This window comes from Sphingopyxis selenitireducens (genome assembly GCF_051550705.1).
In the GTDB taxonomy this organism is placed as follows: Bacteria; Pseudomonadota; Alphaproteobacteria; order Sphingomonadales; family Sphingomonadaceae; genus Sphingopyxis.
Map to the genome: position 1 here is coordinate 339,176 of NZ_JBPULG010000002.1, position 15,504 is coordinate 354,679.

Genomic DNA, 15,504 nt, shown 5'->3' on the forward strand with positions numbered 1-15,504 from the left:
TGCGCCGCCGCGCGGTCCAAGCCAAAAGCGGGCATCGGCTGTGAACAGATGCAAAATCCTGAATTTTCTTGTGAAACAAATTCCGGCCGATCCGGCGGCATGCCCCGCCTGTTGATCGTGTCGACGTCGCTTGTCTGCCTCGGCTGGGCAAGCGCCGCTACGGCGCAGCAGGTCGAGCCGCCCCGGGTCGTTCCGACGATCGAACAGCCGGTGCCTGACGATATTGCGGCGCCCACTCCGCCACCGCCCGATGCGCAGCTTCCCGAAGTCGCGCCGATCATTGAGGATGAGGAGTTCCGCAAGGCGATCCCGTCGATCCGGGCCGAGGATGACGCGGAACTCGACCGTCCGCTCGAATCGATCGCCGATTTCGAAAAGCGCCATGCGGCGGAAGCCGGGAAGGCAGCCGGAGCGGCCGCAGCAGGCACGGCAGAAGCTGTCGCCGAAACCCAGCCGCCCACGATCGACGGCGTACCGATCCCGGCGCTCGCCGACGGCGACGCGGTTGAGGCGATTGGCGATGCACCGATCACCGACACCGAGCTCGCCGCGCCGCTGCCGCCGCTCGACAGTTTCGATGTGGAGCCGGTGCAATTTGCCGAGGCCGAGGACGACGACGCGAACCGCAGCGTCCCATATCTGGTCAAGGTCAACGGTCTCGCGGGGCCCGATGACAGCACCGACGCCAATCTCGCCGACCTGTTCGGCGATTTGTCGGCGCTCTATGACGGCGACGGCAAGGCCGACAATGCGGCGATGGTCCGCGCCCGACTGGCCGCCGACGGTGACTTGATGCAGCGCATCCTCGCGTCGGAGGGCTATTATGACGCCCAGGTCGAAACGCGGATCGATCGTGAACCGCGCGCGGACGGCGAACGCGGACAGTCGCTCACCGCGGTTATCGATGTCACGCCGGGCGTTCGCTATACATTTTCCGACATCGTCATCGACGCAAAGCCGACGGTTCCGCCGACGCTGATCGCCGATAATTTCCCTTTGAGCATTGGCGAGCCGATCGTTGCGGAGCGCGTTCAGGGCGCCGAAGCCGCGCTTGCGCTGAAGCTGCCCGAGGAGGGCTATCCCTTCGCCAAGGTTGGGCAACGCGACATCCTGCTCGACGGCGCGACCGGCGACGGCGTCTATACATTGCCGGTCGATATCGGGACCCGCGCTCGTTTTGGTGGTATCGAGACGACAGGAAAGCTTGCCTTCGACGCCGAACATGTCGGCGTGCTGGCGCGTTTCAAGCGCGGCGATCTGTACGACAGCCGAAAGGTCGACGACCTGCGCCAGGCGCTCGTCGCGACGGGGCTGTTCGCGACGGTTTCCGCCGAAGCACAGCCAACGGGCGAAAGCGCGGGCGATGACACCCAATATGTGAACATGCTGGTCACCCAACAGGCCGGTCCGCCGCGGACGATCGCGGCGAGCGCGGGCTATGGCACAGGCGAGGGGATCCGGCTCGAGGGCAGCTGGACCCACCGTAATTTCCTGCCGCCCGAAGGCGCGTTGATCGGACGCGGCCTGATCGGAACGAAGGAGCAGGGGCTGAGTGCGACCCTGCGCCGCTCGAACGCCGGCCGCCGCGACCGCACCTTCGAACTGGTCGCTGACCTGACGCGCAGCAATTATAACGCGTTTGAGGCTTTCACCGGACGCGTCGGTGCGCGGGTCAGCTACGATTCGACCCCGATCTGGCAAAAAAAGCTGACCTATGCCTATGGCGTCGAACTGATCGCGACCAGTGAGGATGATTATGATTTCGATCAGGGCGCGCGCAACCGCGATTTCTATACCATCCTCGGGCTGACCGGACAGCTCGGGATCGACCGCACCAACAGCCTGCTCGACCCGACCAAGGGGTTCCGGGTGACCGCGCTGGTGCAGCCCGAAGGGTCGATGGCAGGGCGCTTTTCGCCCTATGCCCGCGGGCGGCTTGACGTCAGCGGCTATTATCCGGTGACCGACAGCGTCGTCCTTGCCGGCCGCGTTCGCGTCGGTTCGATTTTCGGCGCGGCGCGCGAACGGCTGGCGCCGTCGCGGCGTTTTTATGCCGGCGGCGGCGGGTCGGTGCGCGGCTTCGGCTATCAGCAGCTCGGACCCAAGGATCCCAATCTCGACCCCATCGGTGGGCGCAGCGTCAACGAGGCGGCGGTCGAGGCGCGCTATCGCTTCGGCAATTTCGGTATCGTCGGCTTTGTCGATGCGGGGCAGGTCTATCGCGGTTCGACCCCCACTTTCTCGAATATGCGTTTCGGTGCGGGAATCGGCGGGCGTTTCTATACCAACTTCGGCCCGATGCGGCTCGACCTTGCGACGCCGATCGACCGCCAGCCGGGTGAGTCGCGGATCAGCGTCTACGTCTCGATCGGTCAGGCTTTCTGATGGCCGAAGATGCGCCCGTGATCGCCCAAAGCGAAAAAGCGCCGAAGCTTTCCTGGTCATGGAGAATCCTGCGCGGGATCGGTATCGCGCTGCTGGGCCTTGTCCTGCTGGTCGCGCTGTTCCTCGTCGGGCTCAACAGCGATGCCGGGCGCCGGTTCGTCGTCACCCAGATCGAAAAATATGAATTCGAAAACGGGATGAAGATCGGCATCGGTCGGCTCGACGGATCACTGTTCGGCGCGATGGTCGTGCGCAATCTGACGCTATCCGATACCAAGGGCGTGTTCGTCGCATCGCCCGAGGTGCGGGTCGACTGGCGTCCCTTCGCCTATTTGTCGAACCATATCGATGTCCGCTCGGCGACTGCACAGACGGTGACGATGCAGCGGATTCCCGAATTCAAGGCGGTCCCTGATACCGGCGAACCGCTGCTTCCCGACATCGACATCGACGTTCGTACCTTACGTGTCGATCGCCTGATTTTCGGGCCTGCGGTCGCTGGCGAACGCCAGGAAGCGCGCCTGAACGGCAAGATCGCGATCGCCGATCGCCGCGCGCAGGTGACCGCCAACGCCGAGACCATCGGCGCCGGGGCAAAGGGCGACAAACTCGCGCTGCTGCTCGATGCGTTACCCGAAGCCAATCGCTTCGCGGTGACGCTCGACGTCAGCGCGCCGCAGGGCGGCGTGCTCGCGGCGATGGGCGGGTTCACGGAGCCGCTGACGGCCAAGCTCGACGGGCGCGGCGACTGGAAGGTCTGGAACGGCAATCTGATCGCCGATCTCGGCGCGGCGCCGCTGGCTCGCCTGGCGCTGACCGGGCGCGATGGCACTTTTGCGGCCAAGGGGACGACACAGGCGTCGCGCTTTTTCACCGGCCCGATCGCCGGGCTGCTCGGCCCGCAGACCGATGTCGATCTCACGGCAAAGCTCGACCAGCGCAAGGCTGCGCTCGATGGCCGGGTTTCGTCCAATGCGTTCCTTTTCGGGATCAGCGGCGGGGTCGATTTGGGCGCCAGCCGTTACGAAGAGCTCCGGCTCGCCTTCAATCTGCTCCGTCCGTCGGATGTCGCTCCGGCGGTGCGCGCCAACGGCGTTCGTGCAACGGCCCGGCTCGACGGTGCATTCGCGCTCCCGACGGTCCAATATACCGCCAATGCCAATATGCTCGCGGTCAACGACATCGTCGTCGAGACGATCAGCCTCGCGGGCAACGCCCGCGTCGATCCCGACAAGATTCTCATTCCCGTTGCGGGCCGCGTGGCACGGATTCGGGGGCTCGATACGGTCGCGGGCGGAACCCTGACCGCAGTACGGCTCGACGGCGACCTTGCCTACGCAAACGGCCGTCTCCTTAGCGACAATATGCGCCTGCGCTCCCCACGGATCGATGCGAAGGCGATCCTGATCGCCGACATGAACCGCGGTTTCTATACCGGAGCGATCGACGGGCGGATCAACGATTATCGCATCGAAAGCGTCGGCATTTTTGACATTAATACCGATATGAAGCTGGAAACCGCGCCGCGCGGAGGTTTCGCGATTGCGGGCCGGGTGCGCGCGCGTTCGACGAAATTGTTCAATTCGGGCGTGCGCGATTTTCTGGGCGGCAATGCGGTGGCGTCCAGCGACGTGCGATACGGCACCGATGGCATCATCCGCTTCAGCAATCTCAGGGTGACGGCACCCTTGCTGCGCGTCACCAGCGGGCAGGGCAGTTATAACCCCGACGGGCGGGTCCAGTTGAGTGCCCGCGCGCATTCGACCGACTATGGCCCGGTGGGCGTCGAACTGGCAGGCACGATCACCGATCCGCGCGCGACGGTCACCGCGGCGCGCCCGGGGCTCGGCATCGGGCTTGCCAATCTGGTGGCGCGGATCACCGGCGCGCCGAACGGCTACCGCCTCGCGGCGACCGGCGAGACCGATTATGGTCCGCTGTCCGCAGATGTCGTGCTGCTGATGGCCTCCGGCCCCATGACGATCGATATCGAGCGCGGCGACCTGTCGGGGATCGGTTTCAACGGGCGGCTTGTGCGGAGCGATGCAGGTCCCTTCATCGGCCAACTCAACGCTTCTGGGCAGGGGCTCGGCGGCCTCGTGCGGTTGAGCGCTGCGGGACAATATCAGGCGGCGGCGATCAATGTTCGCGCCAACAATGTTGTGCTTCCCGGCGCGGCACAGCTCTCATTGGGCGCCGCCGTCGTCGATGCCGATGTCACCCTTTATGATACCCCCCATGTCGTTGCCGATATCCAGATCGCGGACACCCGCATCCGCAACTTTGATATCGCGGTCGGCCGCGTGAAGGTCGACTATCGCGATGGTAGCGGCAAAGCGCAGGCGCTGGTCGAGGGGACGAGCGGAGTTCCCTTCCGCGTCGCGCTCAATGCAGATCTCAAACCCGAATTGTGGCGCGCCTCGGTTCAGGGGCGCGCAACCGGGATCAATTTCCGCACAACCTCGCCTGCACGGATCATACCGGGCAAGGATGGCTATGAGCTTTTGCCGACTGCGGTCAATCTGGGGCGGGGCAGCAATGCGCGTATCGCGGGGCGTTATGGCGATGGCGGGATCATGCTTCAGAGTCGGCTTGAGCGCGTCAATATGGCGATTCTCAACGCCATATATCCCGACATGGGCCTCGGTGGCCGCGCGACGGGCAGCCTCGATTTCGAACAGGCAAACAGCGACGCCTTTCCGCGCGCCGATGCGCGGCTGACCGTCACCGATTTCACCCGCACCACCGCAGCATCGGTGAGCCAGCCGGTCGATGTCAATTTCGTCGGAAAGCTGCTCAGTGACGGCGGTGAAGCGCGCGCGGTAATGCGGCGGCGCGGCACTGTTATCGGCCGAATGCAGGCGTCGCTGCGTCCGCTCGATGCCGGTGCTGGCGACTGGACGACGCGTTTGCAGGCGGCGCCACTCGGCGGCGGGATTCGCTACAATGGACCCGCCGACACGCTCTATTCCTTCTTCGGACCCGCCGGCCAGCATGTGACGGGCCCTGTCGCCGTCGCTGCCGATTTCAGTTGCCGGCTGTCCAACCCCTGCCTGCAAGGGGTCGTGCGCGGGAAGGACATGACTTATGACAATCAGGCCTATGGCACGCGGCTGACCAAGATGACCGTCAACGGCCGTTTCGATGGCAACCGGCTGGAGATTGACGATTTATCCGCGACTGCGGGCGACGGCAGCATCAAGGCGAAGGGCTATATCAGCCTGGCGTCGGATCAGGGCTATCCGATGAACATCGCCGCGACGCTCGACAATGCGCGGCTGGCGCGGAGTGAAAATATCGCGGCGCGCGCGACCGGCAATTTGACGCTGGAGAAGGTGGCGGGGCAGGCGGCGTTGCTGTCGGGCGATCTGCGGCTTCCCGAAACACGCTATCGCTTCGTTCGCTCCACGGAGGCGAAAGTTCCTGCACTGTCGGGGGTTCGGCGCAAGCCGCCCGCGGGTCGGACACGCGTTACCGGCGATGGCCTCGCCGCGGTCGGGGGCAGCCTGTTCGACCTGATCCGGCTGGACATCCGTCTGCGCGCAGGGGACCAGATTTATGTTTCGGGCATGGGGCTGGAATCCGAATGGCAGGCGGATATCAAGCTGCAGGGCACGACCGAGGCGCCGCGCGTTACCGGCGATATCGAACTGGTACGCGGGACGCTGGATTTTGCTGGCCGGTCCTCCGAGTTGGAGGAGGGACGGATCAATTTCCCCACCGGCGACGCCTATGATCCGGCCATCCGGTTGCTCGCGTCGGACACGATCGAAACCGTCACCGTGAACGTCAATGTTTCCGGCCGCGCGCAGAACCCGCAGATTACCTTCTCGAGCGTGCCGGGCTTGCCGCAGGACGAGATCGTCTCGCGCATCCTGTTCGGCGATTCGATCACCGAATTGTCGCCGATCCAGGCGGTGCAGCTGGCCGCGTCGCTCAATGCGCTCCGCGGCGGCGGCGGATTGAGCCCGCTCGGCGCCTTGCAATCGGCGGCTGGAATCGACCGCCTGCGTATCCTGGGTGCCGACGACACCGAAGGCCGCGGTACGGCGATCGCGGCGGGGCAATATATCTCCAAGGATATTTATCTGGAGATCATTACCGACGGGAAGGGCTATACCGCGACCCAGCTGGAAATCAGCCTGACGCGGGCGCTGTCGATACTCAGCCAGGCGGGGGGTTCGGGACAGACGAACGTCAGCGTTCGCTATCGCAAGGATTATTGATGCGCTGCGCCGCCATGCTCATCCTTCCGCTCATGCTGCTCGCAGCATGCGGTAAGGAGCCCGACTTTGAGGAGCGTTACGACCAGACCGCCAGGGAGATCGAGGCGCGGGCGAAGGCGATGGACGCCGATATAGCGAAATCCGATAAAGCCGCGGTGGCATCGGAAGACTTGCAACCGGCGGCCAAGCCGTCTAACCCGCCCACGTCATCTGGGGAGTAGCCAGCCGTCGTTCGCGACGGGCCATCGTGTCAACATACTCGGTCGAGAGGCCGTGGTGCGGTGGAAGCGGGAAACCGCTTGGGCGAGACCAATGGCATCGCACCTTTCGTCCAGGCCGGGCGGCGGGTAGCGATGACCGTTGGAATTCGCCGCCGCCCGGCCCTGGAGTATGTTCATGGAAGCCATATTTACGTCGACTGCGGTCGTCGCCCTTGCCGAAATCGGCGACAAGACCCAGTTGCTCGCGATACTGCTCGCGACGCGGTTCAACCGGCCGGTGCCGATCATCCTCGGCATATTGTTCGCGACGCTGGCCAATCATGCGCTCGCGGCACTACTCGGCGCGCAGGCCGCAGCGTTCCTCGACAGCCCGATCTTCCGTTATGCGATCGGCGCTTCGTTCATCGCAATGGCTGCGTGGACGCTGATCCCCGACAAGTTCGACGATGATGATGCGCCCAAGCCGCGGTTCGGCGCTTTTCTGACGACGCTGGTGGCCTTCTTCCTCGTCGAAATGGGCGACAAGACGCAGATCGCGACGATCGCGCTTGGCGCCCAATATCACAACGTCATTGCGGTCACGACCGGGACGACGCTGGGCATGATGATCGCCAATGTTCCGGCAATCTTCCTTGGCCATGAATTGCTGAAGCGCGTCGATCTCGCCAAGGTCCGCATGGTCGCGGCGGGACTGTTTCTGGTGATCGGCCTGTGGGTGCTGGCGCAGACGGCGGGCTGGTTGGGCTAAGCCGACCCTGCGAACGGGCGGCGCTATGCCTTGGTGTTGCGCATCGCGCGGGCCCGTTCGAAGTTCCAGCTCGATGCGCACATCGCGTCGAGCCCGCGGCTGGCCTCCCACGCCAGTTCGGCCTTCGCTCTGTCCGGGCTGGCAAAGCAGCTCGCGACGTCGCCGGCGCGGCGCGGCGCGAGCTGATAGGGGACCTTCACCGCGTTCACCCGTTCGAATGCGGTGACCATGTCGAGGACTGAATAGCCCTGACCGGTGCCCAAGTTCCAGATCGACAGCGGACGGTCGAGTTTTGCGAGGCCGTCGAGCGCGGCGGCATGCCCCGCCGCGAGGTCGAGAATGTGGACATAATCGCGAACCCCCGTGCCGTCGGGCGTGTCATAATCGGCGCCGAACACCGCCAGTTCGGGCAGGCGCCCGCCGGCGACCCGGCTGATATAGGGCATCAGATTGTTGGGAATGCCGTTTGGATCCTCGCCGATCATCCCGCTGTCATGCGCGCCGACGGGGTTGAAATAGCGCAGGATGCCGATACGCCATGCGGGGTCGGCGGCGGCGATGTCGGTCAGCATCTCTTCGATCATCAGCTTTGTCCGGCCATAGGGGTTGGTCGCCGAGGTCGGATGATTTTCGTCGAGCGGCAGATATTGCGGCTGGCCATAAACGGTGGCGCTGGACGAAAAGACCAGCGTCTTGACGTTGCAATCAGCCATCGCCCTGACCAGCGCCAGCGTCCCGACAACATTATTGTCATAATAGCGGACGGGATCGGAGACCGATTCGCCGACCGCCTTCAATCCGGCGAAATGGACGACCGCCTCGACACCATGATCGGTCATGGCGCGGCGGAGGCTGTCGCCGTCGCGGATGTCGCCGACGACCAGCGGGAAAGACGCGCCGCTGATGCTTTCCACGCGTTCAATCACGTCGGCCGAGCTGTTCGACAGATTGTCGAAACAGACAAGGTCATGACCCAGTGCAGCCAGTGCGACGGCCGTGTGGCTGCCGATATATCCCGTTCCGCCCGTCAGGAGAATTTTCATCTTTTCCGCCAGTTCGTGGTTGATAGCTGCGAACGACCGTCCGCCGCGCTTCCTTAGCGCAGAACTTGTATCGAAATAGTGGACGGCGTCCCCGAATGAGGCCGACGGACGTTGCGGTGCGGTCAATGCGGTGGCAGACCGCGTGAATGAACTATGCCTATCTCGCACTGGCGATAGTCGCGGAGGTCGTCGCGACCTCCTGCCTCAAATGGTCGGAGGGTTTCACCAGATTGTGGCCGTCGGTCGTGACCGTCGTCGGCTATGGCATCGCCTTTTATTTTCTGTCGCTCACGCTTCGGACCATCCCGACCGGAATCGCCTATGCGATCTGGTCGGGGGTCGGGGTCGTTCTGATCGTTACGGTCGCCTGGCTGTTCCAGGGCCAAAAGCTCGACGCGCCGGCGATCGCCGGCATCGGGCTCATCGTTGCGGGTGTCGCGGTGATGAACCTGTTTTCAAAAGCGATGGTACATTGATCGGTACGGCCCCGTTCACGAGGCCGTTGTCCTGCATCAGCCGTTCGATTTGGGCGTCACCCAGATAAAGACCGGCGTGGCAAATTTGCCGGGCGCGGGCTTGCCGATGTCGATGCGTTCGGCGGTGACCTGTTCGCCGCTTTCGAGATGGAAGGTCACCCAGGGTTTCGGCATGCGCTGAAAGCTCAATTTCTGGATGGGCTGACCCGTGGCGGTGTTCATGATCGTGGCAGTGATACTCATCGCGCGTCGGTAGCGATGGAGCCGCCGATTCGTCCACCCCGAAGGCGACAGATTATGCAGGCGCTGTGGCTGGCATCTGAATCAGGTTAAGAAAGCTCATCGCGACTTCGCCGCGCTGGTTGGTGACGGTCATCTTCATTTCGATCGTCCCGCGATCGGGTTTCGACCGCGACCGGGTTACCGCCATGATTTCGCGGTGGATGTTCAGCGTATCGCCGGGACGCACGGCAGTCAGCCATTGGAGCGCATCGACCCGCAGCCCGAGCAGCGGGGTGGCGCCGAACGGCTGCTTCTCGACGAAATCGCGCATGACCAGCGAGGCAACGTGCCAGCCGCTCGCGATGATCCCGCCAAAGCGTCCTTCGGCAGAGGAGACGGGGTCGACATGCATGGGCTGCGGGTCGAACTCCGCGGCAAATTTGATGATCGCTTCCTCGCTCACCAGGATCGGGCCGCCCGTCCACACGTCGCCGACATGGAGGTCCTCCAGATAGAGCGAGCGATTTTCCATACCGTCTTCCTGTCAGCTGCTTCGGGATCGCGCCGATCTAGGGATGCCGCGCGGTGCAGGCAATCCGGAAGGCAGGGATTCAGTCCTTCATCGACAGTGCCGCCCGAAGCGATAACGGCGGAGCAGGGGCACCGCTGCGTTCCAGCTCGTCGAGCGTCGCGCGCGCCATGGCGCTATAGGCGGGCAGCAGCTCGGGGCAGTCGCATTCGAGCGCGGTCATATGGTTGCCGATGGTTTCGCCGTCGCCGCGCAGCAACGGGCCGGACAATGCGCCAAAGCCGTGCGCAAGGCTGTTCTCGACCGCTGCGCGGACCAGCGGGGCAAGCAGCGCGTGGGGATCGTCGACGCCCGCGCGTGTCAGGGCGTGCGATGCTCCGCTGATCAGCGTGACGAGATGGTTCGCGGCGTGGCACAGCGCGGCGTGATAGAGCGGGCGGTGTGCCTCGTCGATTTCGGCCCCGACGCCGCCCAACAGGCGCACGACCCGTCCGGCCTCCGCGGTCGCATCTTCACTCGACCCGGTAATTGCAAAGCGCGCGCCGATCATGCGCGCGACCTCATTTTGCGGATCGCCGGTGAAGGTCATGACAGGATGGATAGCTGCCGTCTGCGCGCCGGCTCTGTGCAACGGATCGAGGATCGCCGCGCCGCTGCGGCCGCTGACGTGGAAAATAAAAGGGGCGGAGGTGAGAGATACAAGCGGTGCCAAGTCGGCGACGACGGGGGCGATCGCGTCGTCGGACACTGCGATCGCAATCAGGTCGCAATTCTCGACCAGCGTGGCGACGCGATCCGCCGCGACCGCGCGGCCAATGTCATCGACCGCAGTGCGTCTGCTGCCCTCGGATCGCGCCCACAGCAGTATGGGCGCCACCGAATGGCGCGCAAGTGCGAGAGAAAGGGCGCGGGCGACCCGCCCGGCACCGATGACGCCGATCTGGCGATAGGTCGGGCTATCCGTCATTCTGTGCCTCTAGTCCGATCGGCGCTGTCCCGCCAGCCGTGACGGCCAATGCGCGGCCGCGGTAACCGACATAATCCGTCGCTGAATCGGCATCAACCGTTTGAAAGGCCGCCCTTGATTTCGCCGGGGCGCAACGTGCTCACCAACTGAATGAAGCTGCGCCGCGCGATGATTTCCAGCATCGGCATTTGCTCGCGCCAGGGTTTTTCATAGCCGGCGAACATGGTCATTCCCTCCATCGAGGCCGAAATGAACAACGCCAATATCTTGCGCTCATCGTCGGGAAGCGCCGGGTTGATCTCGCCGATCAGTTCGTTGAGCGACACGCGTGCGCGATCGTAAAGCTCGTTCATCCGATCGTACACAAAGGGATCATGGTTCGCCATCGCCCACAGTTCGGGGAAAAAGCGCGTCGTTTTCTTCGTCGTAATATCCTCGAGAATCAGCATCACCAGATTCTCCAGCCGCGCTTCGGCGGTTGCACCCGGCTCATGGATGATCTCGTCGAACGATTCCTCATAGCTGCTGATCACGGCGTTCAGCAGTTCGCGGATCAATTCTTCCTTCGACCGGAAATAATAGTTGAGGTTGCCGACGTTCATTCCCGATTCGGTGGCGATCCGGCGCAGCGTCAGCGCGGCCGATCCATGGTTCACGAGCAGCGCCAGCGCTGATCGCAAAATATGCTCAAAGCCGTCCTGACCGCGGGCATAGCCCCCGGTGCGCGGCGTGATTTTCAAATCGGGAACAATGAAATTCGTCAAGTTTCTGTGGCCTTTCCGGGGTCTAGTTAAACGCCTCGCGCTCCTTGGACAAGTGACCTAATTTTTACAATTGACTAAATTTGGACAAGTGAACAATATTATCCCGAATCGGCCATCAGAGCCATCGGCCACAGATCAGGGAGAGTGAGGATGCAGCGCATCGCACGTGGGACGGCCTTTGCCATTTTGATGGCATCAGCCAGCATGTCGGCAGCAGCGGAATATCCGCAGCCATTGGCCGAGGAGCCCGTTCCGTCGGTCGCCGAACTGCCCGCCGACTATCCCGACAGCTGGGTTCTGGTGCACGACCTGCATTTCAACAGTCTGCCCGACGGGCGCGCGGCGGTCGTCGATGTCGCTGCCGAAAATCATCATGTGCGCGGGCAGATCCCGATCGCCCAGTTCGGCAACATCCTGCCGTCGACAACACGCGGTGAAATCTATGTCGGCGAGACTTTCCTGTCGAGGCTGACCCGCGGTGAGCGCACCGACGTCATCACCATCTGGGATACGAAGACGCTGGCGCCGAAGGGGGAGATTATCCTGCCCGGCGCCAAGCGCGGCCTGTTCGTTACGCTGCGCAACAGCCTGCAACTGACCAATGATGAAAAATGGGCGCTGGTGTTCAACTTCACCCCCGGGTCGTCGGTGACGGTGGTTGACCTCGACGGGCGTAAAATCCTGTCCGACATCGAACTGCCGGGCTGTTCGCTCGTCTATCCGACGGGGCCGCGCGGCTTCACCTCGCTTTGCGCCGACGGCACGATGACCAGCATTACCCTCGACGCCGCGGGCAAGGCTGCGACGACGGTTACGAGCGCGGCATTCAACAATATCGACGACGACCCGCTGTTCATGACCCCGGCGATGGTCGGCAAGACCGCATGGTTCGTCAGCTTCAAGGGCGGTCTTCGCGCGATCGACTTCTCCGGCACCGCGGCGCGCGATCTCGGCGAATTCCGGATCCCGGTTCAGGCCGGCGGTACGCCCGAATGGCGGCCCGGCGGATGGCAGGTCATCTCCTCCGACCGGGCCGGAAAACTCTATGTGCTGATGAATCCCAAGGGCGGCGAAGGGTCGCACAAGGACGGCGGAACCGAGGCGTGGGTGATCGATCCAGCGACCCGGACGGTCGTCAGCCGGATCGCGCTCAAAAACCACAGCGTATCGATCGAGGCAACCCAACAGGCGGCACCGCTGCTCGTCGCCTCGCGTCCCGACGGATCGCTCGATGTCTATGATGCAGCCAGCGGCGCTTTCGTTCGGACGATCGTCGACGTCGCGCACGATCCGATGACGATGACGGCGTCGCGCTGATGTCGGCCATCGGCTCCGCGCTCATCCCGTTTCTCGCTGCGATGCTGGCCGTCGCGGCGGCGCATAAGCTCACCGAGCGGGGGCGGCTGGCGCAGGCCACGGCGGGCTTGCTACGGATCGACGCCACCATTGCGATGCCGCTGACGATGGCGGCCGCGACAATCGAAGCGGCCGCGGCGCTCGCGCTGCTCTTTCCGGCCTCGCGGCCTGTCGGAGCGCTGCTCGCAGCACTGCTGTGGGCCGGATATGGCGCGGCACTATATGCCGCCCGCCGTCGCGGTGATGCCGACATGGACTGCGGCTGTGACTTTGGCGCGCGGCGCCAGGGCATCGGACGCTTTTCCGTCGGGCGCGCCTTCGCGCTGTCCGCCGCCGCGCTCGCGCTTCTCGTCTCTCCCGCCGGGGGCGGCGCGATCGATATTCAGTCGATCTTCGCTGCCCTCGCTTTTCTCGCGCTGCTCTTCGCGGCCAGCGAGATTGCCCATCTGCCCATCAGGAGTGCCGCACGATGACCGGCTTTGTTTTCGCTTCGCAAATCTTGCTGTGGATCGCCGTCGCGGTGCTCGCGGTCCTCGTCGCGGCGCTCGCCCGGCAGGTCGGCGTACTCCACGAACGCATCGCTCCGGCGGGCGCGCTGACGCTTCATCAAAAGGTCAATGTCGGCGACACTGCCCCCGAAATGACGCTCGAAACGCTCGAAGGAACGAACGTCACCATTGGCGGCAAGCGCCATCGGCGCGGGCAGTTGATCTTCTTCCTCTCGCCCGACTGCCCGGTCTGCAAGACCTTGCTGCCCGTCGTCCGCTCGGCGCGCGGCGCGGAACGCGGCTGGCTCGATGTGGTGTTGGCCAGCGACGGCGACGCCGCCGCGCATCGCCGGTTGGTGATGGCTGAGGGGCTGGCGGGTTTCGACTATGTCCTGTCCGAAGATCTCGGCCGCAAGCTCGGCGTTTCGAAGCTGCCCTATGCAGTGCTGATCGACGAAGAGGGACGCATCGCCTCGCTCGGCCTCGTCAACAATCGCGAGCATCTGGAAAGCCTGTTCGAGGCCAAGGAACGCCGCGTCGCATCCATTCAGGAATATCTCGCACGCGGCTGAGCCGCGCGGCCCGACAAAAAGGGGACTAGTATGTCGCGTCTGGACAAATTTTCCGAAACCGTCACGCGCCAGGTCGCGCGCGCCACATCGCGGCGCAGCCTGCTGACGCTGATCGGCGGGGCGATCACCGGGGCGGCGACGCTGCCCGTCCTGCCCGTCGCCCGCGCCCAGACCCATGGGGGAGGGCATGGCGGCGGAAGCGGCGACCATATCGCACCGCAAACCACCGGCAATCCGCAGGATCCGGGCGATCAGACCCAGTGCGATTATTGGCGCTACTGCGCGATCGACGGATTTTTGTGCAGCTGCTGCGGCGGCACCGCGAGCAGCTGCCCGCCGGGAACCGAAATGTCGCCGATCACCTGGATCGGCACCTGTCAGAACCCTGCCGACAACCGCTCCTACATCATCAGCTATAATGATTGCTGCGGCAAATCCTCGTGCGGGCGCTGCCTGTGCAACCGCAACGAGCGCGATCGGCCGATGGTCCGGCCGCAAGCCAATAACGACATCAACTGGTGTCTTGGAACATCGAGTGCGATCTACAATTGCTCGACTGCGGTAATCCTCGGCGTTGCGCTGGAGCAGAAATAATGCGCGGTGCCGGGATGATATTGACGCTGGCCGGGCTCGTTGCGGGCGGGCAGGTCGCGCGCGCCGATGACGGAGCGACGGTCTACAAACGCTGCGCCGCCTGCCATCTCGCCGACGGAGCGGGCGTGCCGGGTGCCTTTCCGTCGCTGAAAGTCGATGCCAAGGCGCTCGCCGCGACGCCCGTAGGGCGCCGTTATCTGGCGCTGGTGGTGATCCGCGGCGTATCAGGGCCGCTGACCGTCGGGGGGAAAGTCTATCGCGGAACGATGCCCGCGCAGGCCGGACTCAATGACGCGCAGGTCGCGGCGGTGCTCAACCATGTGGTGAAAGGCTCTCGGGCGTTCACTCCGCGCGAGGTCGCGGGATATCGCGCCGGTGGGGCGACGCTCAATGGCGCTGCGGTCGCTCGCCTCCGGCCGGGTGCTGCCGCGAAATGAAGGGGCTGGCCGTCTCGGCGCTGATCGTGGCGACCGGAGCGGCTTTGACGGCGCCGGCCTTCGGCGGGGTGGAGGCGATGCCGGGCGTCGCGGATCCGCTGCGCGCGCGGCAGAACTGGATCTTGCAATGCCAGGGCTGCCACCGCGCCGATGCGACGGGAACGCCGCAGACGACCCCGACAATGGCGGGGGTGGTCGGGCAGTTCCTGCACGTCCCCGGCGGGCGCGAATATCTGGGGGAGGTGCCGGGCGTTGCCACGGCGGCCCTGTCCGATGCCGCGCTGGCGGAGGTGCTCAACTGGTCGCTTCTGCGTTTCGATCCTGCTCACGTGCCAGATGATTTCACGCCCTACACGCCCGCCGAAATCGGACGTTTGCGGAAAAAACCTTTGCGGACCGAGGCGGCGGCCGTCCGGGCGGACCTGCTCGCGCGCTTCGCCGCCAACAAAGAAACAATCAAAAAGTAGGGGAGGATT

At 64.3% G+C, this 15,504-nt stretch carries 16 protein-coding genes; 11 read left to right on the plus strand and 5 right to left on the minus strand.

Annotated features, from left to right (window positions below; translation table 11 throughout):
* The first annotated feature begins 99 nt into the window (after positions 1–99).
* The 4 genes from ACSYDV_RS07465 (at position 100) to ACSYDV_RS07480 (ending at position 7,580) form a co-directional block, all read left to right on the plus strand.
* Positions 100–2,385: an autotransporter assembly complex protein TamA gene (locus ACSYDV_RS07465; protein WP_438323160.1), complete on the plus strand. Its 2,286-nt coding sequence runs from the start codon at positions 100–102 to the stop codon at positions 2,383–2,385.
* Positions 2,385–6,611: a translocation/assembly module TamB domain-containing protein gene (locus ACSYDV_RS07470; RefSeq protein ID WP_438323161.1), complete on the plus strand. Its 4,227-nt coding sequence runs from the start codon at positions 2,385–2,387 to the stop codon at positions 6,609–6,611. The genes ACSYDV_RS07465 and ACSYDV_RS07470 overlap by 1 nt, the downstream gene beginning before the upstream one ends.
* Positions 6,611–6,832 carry a hypothetical protein gene (locus ACSYDV_RS07475; RefSeq protein WP_438323162.1) on the plus strand — a complete coding sequence of 74 codons (222 nt, stop codon included), beginning with the start codon at positions 6,611–6,613 and terminating at the stop codon, positions 6,830–6,832. Before ACSYDV_RS07470 ends, ACSYDV_RS07475 begins: the two co-directional genes overlap by 1 nt.
* A 175-nt stretch (positions 6,833–7,007) precedes the next feature.
* Positions 7,008–7,580, plus strand: coding sequence for a TMEM165/GDT1 family protein (locus ACSYDV_RS07480; RefSeq protein ID WP_438323163.1), 573 nt, complete (start codon positions 7,008–7,010; stop codon positions 7,578–7,580).
* Between the two features lie 23 nt (positions 7,581–7,603).
* On the opposite strand, the gene galE is transcribed toward ACSYDV_RS07480, so the two are convergent.
* Entirely contained in the window at positions 7,604–8,623 is a 1,020-nt protein-coding gene (galE, locus tag ACSYDV_RS07485) for a UDP-glucose 4-epimerase GalE (RefSeq protein WP_438323164.1), read from the minus strand.
* Between the two features lie 146 nt (positions 8,624–8,769).
* Between galE and ACSYDV_RS07490 the strand changes: the two genes are divergently transcribed.
* A complete protein-coding gene (locus ACSYDV_RS07490; RefSeq protein ID WP_438323165.1) occupies positions 8,770–9,099 on the plus strand; it encodes an SMR family transporter in 330 nt (109 codons plus the stop codon).
* 36 nt (positions 9,100–9,135) lie between these two features.
* Here ACSYDV_RS07490 and ACSYDV_RS07495 read toward each other — a convergent pair whose 3' ends face one another.
* The 4 genes from ACSYDV_RS07495 to ACSYDV_RS07510 all read right to left on the minus strand — a co-directional run bounded on the left by ACSYDV_RS07495 (position 9,136) and on the right by ACSYDV_RS07510 (position 11,581).
* Entirely contained in the window at positions 9,136–9,342 is a 207-nt protein-coding gene (locus ACSYDV_RS07495) for a hypothetical protein (protein WP_438323166.1), read from the minus strand.
* Positions 9,343–9,394: 52 nt separating this feature from the next.
* A complete protein-coding gene (locus tag ACSYDV_RS07500; protein WP_438323167.1) occupies positions 9,395–9,853 on the minus strand; it encodes a MaoC/PaaZ C-terminal domain-containing protein in 459 nt (152 codons plus the stop codon).
* 79 nt (positions 9,854–9,932) lie between these two features.
* Complete coding sequence (locus ACSYDV_RS07505) at positions 9,933–10,817, minus strand: Rossmann-like and DUF2520 domain-containing protein (RefSeq protein WP_438323168.1); 885 nt, start codon at positions 10,815–10,817, stop codon at positions 9,933–9,935.
* 92 nt (positions 10,818–10,909) lie between these two features.
* Entirely contained in the window at positions 10,910–11,581 is a 672-nt protein-coding gene (locus ACSYDV_RS07510; RefSeq protein ID WP_438323169.1) for a TetR/AcrR family transcriptional regulator, read from the minus strand.
* Positions 11,582–11,731: 150 nt separating this feature from the next.
* Here ACSYDV_RS07510 and ACSYDV_RS07515 point away from each other — a divergent pair, with 150 nt between their 5' ends.
* From ACSYDV_RS07515 to ACSYDV_RS07540, 6 genes are read left to right on the plus strand one after another with little or no spacing between them, the layout of a single operon-like run.
* Positions 11,732–12,898 carry an amine dehydrogenase large subunit gene (locus ACSYDV_RS07515; RefSeq protein WP_438323170.1) on the plus strand — a complete coding sequence of 389 codons (1,167 nt, stop codon included), beginning with the start codon at positions 11,732–11,734 and terminating at the stop codon, positions 12,896–12,898.
* A complete protein-coding gene (locus tag ACSYDV_RS07520) occupies positions 12,898–13,410 on the plus strand; it encodes a MauE/DoxX family redox-associated membrane protein (protein ID WP_438323171.1) in 513 nt (170 codons plus the stop codon). Before ACSYDV_RS07515 ends, ACSYDV_RS07520 begins: the two co-directional genes overlap by 1 nt.
* Positions 13,407–13,997 carry a redoxin family protein gene (locus ACSYDV_RS07525; protein ID WP_438323172.1) on the plus strand — a complete coding sequence of 197 codons (591 nt, stop codon included), beginning with the start codon at positions 13,407–13,409 and terminating at the stop codon, positions 13,995–13,997. Before ACSYDV_RS07520 ends, ACSYDV_RS07525 begins: the two co-directional genes overlap by 4 nt.
* 30 nt (positions 13,998–14,027) lie before the next feature.
* On the plus strand, positions 14,028–14,591 hold the full coding sequence (locus ACSYDV_RS07530) for a methylamine dehydrogenase light chain (RefSeq protein WP_438323173.1): 564 nt from the start codon (positions 14,028–14,030) through the stop codon (positions 14,589–14,591).
* Positions 14,591–15,028, plus strand: a complete 438-nt coding sequence (locus ACSYDV_RS07535) for a c-type cytochrome (RefSeq protein ID WP_438323174.1) — start codon at positions 14,591–14,593, stop codon at positions 15,026–15,028. The genes ACSYDV_RS07530 and ACSYDV_RS07535 overlap by 1 nt, the downstream gene beginning before the upstream one ends.
* On the plus strand, positions 15,025–15,495 hold the full coding sequence (locus tag ACSYDV_RS07540; protein ID WP_438323175.1) for a cytochrome C: 471 nt from the start codon (positions 15,025–15,027) through the stop codon (positions 15,493–15,495). The genes ACSYDV_RS07535 and ACSYDV_RS07540 overlap by 4 nt, the downstream gene beginning before the upstream one ends.
* Positions 15,496–15,504: the final 9 nt, after the last annotated feature.